The sequence below is a fragment of the Oceaniserpentilla sp. 4NH20-0058 genome (assembly GCF_040371755.1).
Taxonomy (GTDB): domain Bacteria; phylum Pseudomonadota; class Gammaproteobacteria; order Pseudomonadales; family Oceanobacteraceae; genus Bermanella.
Genome location: NZ_BAABWE010000025.1, coordinates 1 through 933 on the forward strand (window position 1 = coordinate 1; position 933 = coordinate 933).

The following is a 933-nucleotide window of genomic DNA, read 5'->3' on the forward strand; positions in this document are numbered from 1 at the left end:
GTTTTCAGGCTCAATGCCTAAGCGGTTGAGAATATCAGGTAGATTCTTCTCAATATGGCCCCGTTTGTCTTCACGAATGGCACGGCCTGTTATGTCAATTAGGGCTAAATAATCCGTTAAACGAAAGGGTAGTCCGTCAGGCATGTTGTTTCTGGGGTTACCCACAAACGGCATGAGTTTAGATACTTGCTGCTTAGGGTGGTTGGGTTGATGGGCTAGTTTCGCTTTTTCAGCTCGAGCTTTTACCGATGTATGTTCAGAATTTTCCGGTGTTTTTGCCATTTTAGCGCGTACGGGGTTCAAATCGACATAAGCCATACAGGCGGCGAGGGCTTTTTCATCAAGCAGGGCTTGTGATTTAAATCGTCCTTCCCAGAAACGGCCAGTACATCGATCTTCATAGTTGGCTTGCCGAGCTATTTTTTCATTAAGACGACCAATAAACCAACCAATGTCCATTAATCGCGCTCGCCATATTTCTACAAACTCTTTGAGTTTTTCAAACTCTGCTTTTGAAAAATTAGGGTCGCTTAAATAACGTTGGCTGAGGGTATTGCCTTTGTACAGCTTATGCCAGCGATCAATAACCTCATCAATATCCCAGTGCTCAGCTTGTTTTTGATTTATGTGTAACACCACGTGATAGTGGTTGGACATAATGGCGTAGGCGGCAATATCAATGGCAAAGATTTGTGCTTGGTTTAATAACTCATTTTCAAGCCAAGCTCGCCTATGTTCGTAGCTCACTTTATCGTGGCTGTCATAACCACATAAAAATGCCCGACGCACACAGCGTGACACACAGTGATAATAAGGCGTAGCCTCAAGGCTTACCTGTTCCTTCCTTGGTTTTGGCATATTCACTCCTCTGATATTTTAAATATGATGGAGCCGTTGATGATTGTGAATACGAAGTTTGTATGAATGATCAAA

General features: G+C 43.1%; 1 protein-coding gene. It reads right to left on the reverse strand.

Features of this window, described 5'->3' with window-relative positions:
• On the reverse strand, positions 1-858 hold an 858-nt coding region (locus ABWV45_RS15460), incomplete at its 3' end, for an alpha-amylase family glycosyl hydrolase (protein WP_353352619.1).
• Positions 859-933: the final 75 nt, after the last annotated feature.